The organism is Rubritalea sp. (genome assembly GCF_039830215.1).
GTDB lineage: Bacteria > Verrucomicrobiota > Verrucomicrobiia > Verrucomicrobiales > Akkermansiaceae > Rubritalea.
The window spans coordinates 1-3350 of record NZ_JBDOPO010000339.1 but is presented as its reverse complement, the minus strand read 5'-3'; the positions used below and the strand labels follow the sequence as shown (position 1 = coordinate 3350).

The window sequence follows — 3350 nt, the reverse complement described above, 5'->3', positions numbered from 1 at the left end:
AGTCCTCTGCTCTACTTCTTCAAATAAATGGACATGCCTTAGGCTCTTGAATGCACCTTTAAGCATCGTGTCCTCGAACATAGTTGGGTGTTTGAATGCTGTGATTTCGCTCTCGAGTTGTTGTCTAACTCCAAAGTGCTTGGCCTCCCAAGTCACGGTTTCCCCAAACCCAATCAGGCCACTGCGACGTCCTGCCACAACTCTCTCGTGAGTCCCCTTTGTTCCATCCATGTGAAGATCAATACTGCGTGCGAGATCGAATACCCGCTCGATGGGTGCGTTTATCTGGGTTTCTAGTTCAATGGAAGCCATCGTCTTTATCGCCTTTTTGCGTTGATCCAAAGTGAGGCGCCGGCGCTCACACTTCCATAGGCTCCAAGTAGAAGACTTGGCATTACATAGTTACCTAAATCTGACACCGAATCACTCCAACCACCATCAATGCAAACGAGGACAACCAGTGGCACAGTTCCAAAAACATAACCCAGAATAAAACCTATTGGTAGCGACCAAATACTGAGCCATGGACGCGGCCAACAATAGAGAAATATTGGGACCTCCTACTACCAACATACAGACACTATGAACTATTCCGCATGTGAAAGCCATGCCAAGGCCTAAAGCCACATCTTCACTAAGTGACCCAGTGATTGAGCATGCACATACTGAAGATAAAGCAACGGCTACCCCTATACTCTGTAACAGCACTATGAAACGGCTGGCTGGTGTGGAGACAAGCTGGCGTGGTTCATTTTCTATAACCATTACTACCCCCACTCCATTTCATCAGTTCGGGATCCTGAAACTCGAATCCCTCATCTAGCAATCTCGTTGGAATCACCCAGCGGCTTTTGAGAACTAGCTCGGTCTCGGTTAGCATGAAGAATGCTCCGACTTCTAGCATCCAGTTAGTTGCTGGCAGCCCGATCTTCACACCAACACTATCGCGCACACAACGCATCAGACACTTATTACTAATGGGATTGGGAGCGCTTAGATTGTAGGTTCCTGTTGCCTCATTGTTCTCAGCGAGCCATTCAACCGCCCGTGCGAAGTCGCGATCTGATATCCAACTCACCTTTTGCACACCACTGCCCATCCGACCACCTAGACCGAACCGCGCGAGACGCTGCAGGACTGTCCACACAGTCTCGGGCTCATCACCCATCACCACAGCAGAACGAATAGCCACTTTCCGAACACTGCTGTTTTCGTTTTCAAAAAATGCCTTTTCCCAAGCCTGAGCGATTCCGACAGAGAACCCTGTGCCGATTTCTCCATCAAGGTCCCCTTGCGGCCGATCTTCTGCGTGCCGGTAGATTGTCGCGGTACTTGAGTTGATCCACACTTTTGGAGGGTTTTTACAAGCCGCCACCGCTTTAGCCAACAACTCGGTAGTCCCAACTCGTGAGTCATGGACGGCTCGGCGGTTTGCCTCATTGTAGCGGCAATTGACAGACCTTCCTGCTAGATTGACCAGAAGCTCAACCCACTCAAGAGCCTCGGTCCACGCGCCACTTGTGAGACCGTCCCATTCGACATAATCGACGCCCCCGATAACTCCCTCTGGTTTTCTAGCAATCCCAATCACACTCCATTTTTGCTGAAGAAAGTAGCGTGAAAGGACACGACCAAGGAAGCCATTGGCTCCCACTATCACTATTGTTTTCATAAGATAAGTAAGTTGAGCACATCACGTGCAGGGATAATCACAGCCTCGACAAATGCGGCAGGGAAAAGAATGTGGATACCAATAATGAGACTCACCCCGCAGAACAGCGCATTAGTGAGACTCTCTCGTTTCTCAGAGGTGGTCAGGATTCCTTGGACAATGAAAAAGCATGTGGGCAATCCGTAACCAGCTTGAACAGGCACCGTGATCGCAAGTTCATGAAGCAAGCCAGAAATGACAAAAACACTGAAGGTGGCTACTTTAGCTCCATGCTTTTTCTGAATGGGACGCTTCACAGCGCGGGCCATCATTTGGCTATAAGCCAGATTCCACCTCTTTCCCCAAAAGTCCCCGAAGCCACGGCTGAGAAACGGATTCCTAAAGAGCGCTCTCACAGGGAATCCCTGCATCCTCCAAAACGCAGTAAGCAAGCGCAATATGCCAAAGTGAAAACCCACACTCATCGCAATGAACAAAGGCAGCAACTCGGTCACTTCGTAGTTGCTCATGAGGAAAACAAGAATCCCACCCGTGAGACAGCATGCTTCGCCCCAAAGGACATCAGGTTTCCACTGGAGACTGCGCCTTTTCCCCACCCAGGCCTTCGGCTCCATTCCAAACCAAAGTAAACCGAAACACAACCAACGCCCCCATGGGAGAGCCTGTCCACAAGTCCTTCTCCACTCACTGTAGACGATCCATTTCATGCCGGCCATCAATACTCCGCAGAGTAGCACCATGCGTAGTAGCGGTGGCAGCTCAAGGCTAGCAAAATGCATCACCACATAGGCTGCTAGAGGCACTAGCCAGACCATCATTCGCCCAACCACAAGACGATCAAAGATGAGTTTAGCTAGAGCGATGAGCGTCAGCGCTAGCAAGAGAGCTATAGCACATACATTCATAACACATCCCTCCAGAGCGCCATTCCATAAATGCTGGTTAGGCTCATAAAGAGTAGAACTAGAAATCCTTCTGCTAGGCAGTTGAATTTAGTCTTAGGAATACATGTGCGATCAAAGCAACAGAACTGAAGGACAATCCGCACTCCCCACCAAGCAGTCATCAATGCACAGAGTGCGATCCCGAGGAAACCACCATTCAGCAATTCGTTCGCAGCGAAAGCTGAAATCAAACCAAAGAACAAGTGCATCCCCAGGATATAACAAGCATAGGTCAGGAAGAGCTGACGAGTGAGCTTATTGGCATTCCCAATTGCGTCCTTCCAGTTAAGGCATTTCGGAATGAAAACTGAACCCGCCACCAAGCAGAGTTGTCCCATTCCAGCTAATTTAACTAAGGTCTCTAATGCCACCGTATTGTTTTAGTATTGAAATTCATTCCAACTCACAACTTCCGTCGTCGCACTGGTCGCCTTGCTTTTCTAGTTTCCGTTTCAGCTTCCTGTCATCGATGAGTAATTTTGATAGAGCGTGACGATTTCTCGCTATAAGCGGGTAGATTTTTCGAGCTAAGGGCAGAAGCATTGGGTTGGCTAATCTTAGCGCTAACCCGCGATACTCACGGCACGCCCAGAGGCAAATCACAGTAGCTTCAGCAGCTCTGTAGATTTCGCCTGTGTCGGCACGAATCACCAAAGCCTTCTCCGGTTCGTATTTGGCAAGATCAGGAAAGCCCACTTTAGCAGCCTCAGATGCATTGCTCAAATGCTCAATTC

General features: G+C 49.3%; 5 protein-coding genes. All 5 read right to left on the bottom strand.

Annotated elements, in window-relative coordinates:
- The coding region (locus ABGY95_RS11470; RefSeq protein WP_347441821.1) for an SRPBCC family protein at positions 1-312 on the bottom strand (312 nt) is incomplete at its 3' end.
- Positions 313-748: 436 nt separating this feature from the next.
- Entirely contained in the window at positions 749-1672 is a 924-nt protein-coding gene (locus ABGY95_RS11465; RefSeq protein WP_347441820.1) for a DUF1731 domain-containing protein, read from the bottom strand.
- On the bottom strand, positions 1669-2577 hold the full coding sequence (locus tag ABGY95_RS11460) for an MBOAT family protein (protein WP_347441819.1): 909 nt from the start codon (positions 2575-2577) through the stop codon (positions 1669-1671). Before ABGY95_RS11460 ends, ABGY95_RS11465 begins: the two co-directional genes overlap by 4 nt.
- Positions 2574-2987, bottom strand: coding sequence for a hypothetical protein (locus tag ABGY95_RS11455; RefSeq protein WP_347441818.1), 414 nt, complete (start codon positions 2985-2987; stop codon positions 2574-2576). Before ABGY95_RS11455 ends, ABGY95_RS11460 begins: the two co-directional genes overlap by 4 nt.
- Before the next feature lie 22 nt (positions 2988-3009).
- The coding region (locus ABGY95_RS11450; RefSeq protein WP_347441817.1) for a DCC1-like thiol-disulfide oxidoreductase family protein at positions 3010-3350 on the bottom strand (341 nt) is incomplete at its 5' end.